The sequence below is a fragment of the Syntrophales bacterium genome (genome assembly GCA_030655775.1).
In the GTDB taxonomy this organism is placed as follows: domain Bacteria; phylum Desulfobacterota; class Syntrophia; order Syntrophales; family JADFWA01; genus JAUSPI01.
Genome location: JAUSPI010000226.1, coordinates 1 through 3,453, shown reverse-complemented (window position 1 = coordinate 3,453; position 3,453 = coordinate 1). Strand labels below are relative to the sequence as shown.

The 3,453-nt window shown below is 48.5% G+C and carries 3 protein-coding genes; all 3 read left to right on the top strand.

Annotation, left to right across the window (positions count from 1 at the left end; translation table 11 throughout):
- Nucleotides 1-839 precede the first annotated feature (839 nt).
- The 3 genes from Q7J27_12530 (at nucleotide 840) to Q7J27_12520 (ending at nucleotide 3,366) form a co-directional block, all read left to right on the top strand.
- A complete protein-coding gene (locus Q7J27_12530) occupies nucleotides 840-2,666 on the top strand; it encodes a serine hydrolase domain-containing protein (protein ID MDO9529964.1) in 1,827 nt (608 codons plus the stop codon).
- 101 nt (nucleotides 2,667-2,767) lie between these two features.
- Nucleotides 2,768-2,890: a hypothetical protein gene (locus Q7J27_12525; protein MDO9529963.1), complete on the top strand. Its 123-nt coding sequence runs from the start codon at nucleotides 2,768-2,770 to the stop codon at nucleotides 2,888-2,890.
- 26 nt (nucleotides 2,891-2,916) lie between these two features.
- Nucleotides 2,917-3,366 carry a serine hydrolase domain-containing protein gene (locus Q7J27_12520; protein MDO9529962.1) on the top strand — a complete coding sequence of 150 codons (450 nt, stop codon included), beginning with the start codon at nucleotides 2,917-2,919 and terminating at the stop codon, nucleotides 3,364-3,366.
- Nucleotides 3,367-3,453 lie beyond the last annotated feature (87 nt).

Genomic DNA, 3,453 nt, shown 5'->3' with positions numbered 1-3,453 from the left:
TTTGCCAATTAGAAACTTACGACCCCTTGTTACCAAGACGCCGCTCCCTTGAACTACCGGGGTGAATCGGACAATTCCCCGGACGGGACTTTAACCCGCTAGATCAAACAGTTGTTACTGCGAACGGACACTTCCCTATTTTAAAATAGGTCAAAACAGCAAAACCAGAAAATAGGGTCGGACCAAGCCAACTAATTGGAATAATGAGAATAATATAGCAAAAAAACGCCGGTGAAAAGACCATGAATTCACAAATCATAGGATTACGTGTGGCAAGCATTGTGTTCGGGTTGATGTCGTTAGCGCAATTGGGGCGCCTTATCATACGCCCCGAAGTGCTGGTGGCCGGCCATATGATGCCGTTGTGGCCAAGCGCACTGGCCTTCGTTATCCTGGGCGGTCTGAGCCTCTGGCTGTGGAAACTCGCTAATAAATCGAATTAGGGAGATACCATACCTATTTCTCAATAATTGTCTGTAAGATTCACTTGTAAAGGGTAAAATTCCGGTAGCAGTATACTTAATTCATTGACACCCTGAGATAATATCGTCCCGTTCATCCGATAAAATGGCACCAGTTCTTTGGCTTCGTCAGGTACTCTTCCAGCACTTACTTAATGATTCCAGGTTAAGTGTAATCAAAGCCCTTTTACTTGTATAGATCCATGTATTCCGGGAGGGATAAATGAAAATCGGGAAGGTAAAAGTTTATTTGCTAAGTTTTTTACTTCCTTTTTTCCTTTTCACGTTTACTCAGGCTGTTACGGCCCGGACAAATGATGTAACGAAGTCGGAAGCCCCTGTAAAGGTGGCCGCAGAAGGCCTGAAAACGCAGCCGAAGTGGAAGCATTTTTCGATAATCTGGTGCCAAAGCTGATGGAAAAGCACCATGTGCCCGGATCTTCTGTTTCCTTAGTAAAGGATGGGAAGCTGCTTTTTGCCAAGGGATACGGGTATGCAAACATCGATACGGGGAAACCGGTCCATGCCGGCGAAACGCTTTTCCGAATCGCGTCAATTTCCAAGCTTTTTACATGGATCGCCGTGATCCAGCAGGTTGAAGAAGGCAGGATCGATCTTGACACCGATGTAAACAAGTACCTCAATAAATTCAAGATTCCCGCCACCTTCCCTGGCCGGCCGGTGACCATGCGCCACTTGATGACGCATAGTGCCGGTTTTGATGACCATATAGAACCGCGGCTCTATTCGAAAAACCCCGCTGATCTTGAGCCGTTGTGGGTTTTTCTAAAGCGCACCTGGCCACCGCGAATCAGGCCGCCGGGAGAAATCGCGGTGTACTCTAATTACGGGACAAGCCTTGCTACTCATATTGTGGAAGAAGTCTCTGGAATGCCGTTTGAAGAGTATATTGAGAAACGGATCATCCAGCCTCTCGGCATGAACCGGACCACGATTGCCCAGCCGTTGCCGGACCGCCTGGCCCCTGATATGGCAGTCGGCTACGTTTACGGAAAAGACGGGTATGTCCCGCAGGAGTTTGAGCTGATCAGGCTCCCTCCCGCAGGCGCGGTGAGTACAACCGCTACCGACATGGCAAAGTTCATGATAGCCCAACTGCAACTTGGGAGATACGGGAATAAACGCATTATTGGCGAAGCCACAGCGAGGGAGATGCAAAGCCCTCAGTTCAGCCCTGCCCCGGGTGTTAGCTCCCTCTGTCTCGGCATCTACGAAACGCCCCTTCATGGACTGCGGATGATCGGCCACGCCGGTGACACCATTTTCTTTCATTCCAACTTGTTTATGATTCCGAAGGATCAGATCGGCCTCTTTGTGACCTCCAATTCACCTGGAGGATCCTCTTTGCGAAATGATCTCCGCGCTGCGTTCCTTGACCGATACTGTCCGGCTCAGGATGCGCCGCGGCCCCCGAAGAAGGAAACACTGCAACGGATTCCCGCACTTGAAGGAACCTACGAGTCGATGATTTATAACACGTCGACCATTGAAAAATTCTTCTTTCCTCTTCTTCAGATTACGATGAAAGCCACTCCGAACGGTACGTTGATGGCTTCGTTCCGAAAGGCTGCCTCAGAGGTCGAAGAGGTAACGCCTTACACGTTCAGGTCTGTAAGCGGTGTCCAGACGTTCCATGGAGATCAGGTTTTTGTCAGGAATCCTGAAGGGAATGTTGTATATTATTACCTGGCGAACGCACCTTTTATGCCTTTTAAACGGATTCCGCTCCACGCAACGACCCGGTTTACCGATATGGTGAAAATAATCTGTCTGGCAGTGTTTCTATCGGTTTTTATCTGGCCCGTTCGGGCTATCATCAGTGGGCGGCGAAAGCTGAAAGGGAGGGATATCCCGGTTTTCAGACGAACAGCACGGTGGATCGCAGGTTCTGCTGCCATTATGATGTTATTATTCGTGCTCCTTCTGTCCATGATGATGAATCAGACCAATCTGGTTGAGCGGTTTTTCACGAGCATTCCCGTGCCTCTGCCGCTCATCTTGCTCCTCGCTATGCCGGTCATCGCAGCGGTTCTTACACTTATTGTCATCCCTATCGCCGCATTTGCCTGGCTGAAAAAATATTGGACAATTCCGGATCGGATACACTACACACTTGTTACGGCAGCACTTGTCGCGTTCATTTGGTGGCTGGATTTCTATAACCTCCTGGGATGGAAGTTTTAAAAAGACAGGGGCTCCATAACCACCTGACCCGTCACTCAACCCGACGCGGGTGAAATTCAGAGACGGTCGGACAGGTATCCGACCAACGGTTGTTCAAAGGCATGGACATAAAAGTACAGAGAGGACATGAATCCGAGGGCGGTAGCGGCAGTCCAAAACGCCGCCAGGAGGTCCGGGGCAATGACCGACGGGGGAACCCGGTGAAAATAGATAAGGAGTCATAACAACCTAACTCAAAAGGGAGGAAAATATGAAAAATTTTATTAAATTTGGACTATTGAGTGTTGTGATTTTCTCGTTGTTGATGACCGGTTGTTGTAAATCCATAGATCCAAAACCTCAATTGCAATTCCCCTCTGAATTAACAATGCAGCTTGATCATCTTATTGACAGCACCATGTCGGCAAAAAATTTACCGGGTGTTGTTGTTGGGGTATGGATTCCCGGTAAAGGCAATTACTTAAAAGCTTTTGGGAAAGCAAATCTCGAAACGAATAAAGAAAGACAGTTCGATGATACATTCAGGATTGCAAGCATTACAAAAACATTTACTGCAACGGTAATATTGTCTCTTGTTGACGATGGCCTGTTACATACTTCTGATCCTTTATCAAAATACTTGCCTGATTTCCCGAATGCCGAAAATAGTCGAGTGGCGCGAGGGAGTCTCACCCTCGCGCTCTCCGAGAACTGGACGTGACAGTCTCCCGTCATCCAGCTCCTATTGTCCAGCCTTAGCCTGAGAGAGCTGCCAATGGGCAAAAAGCCTCGGTTGCCTATGCACCCT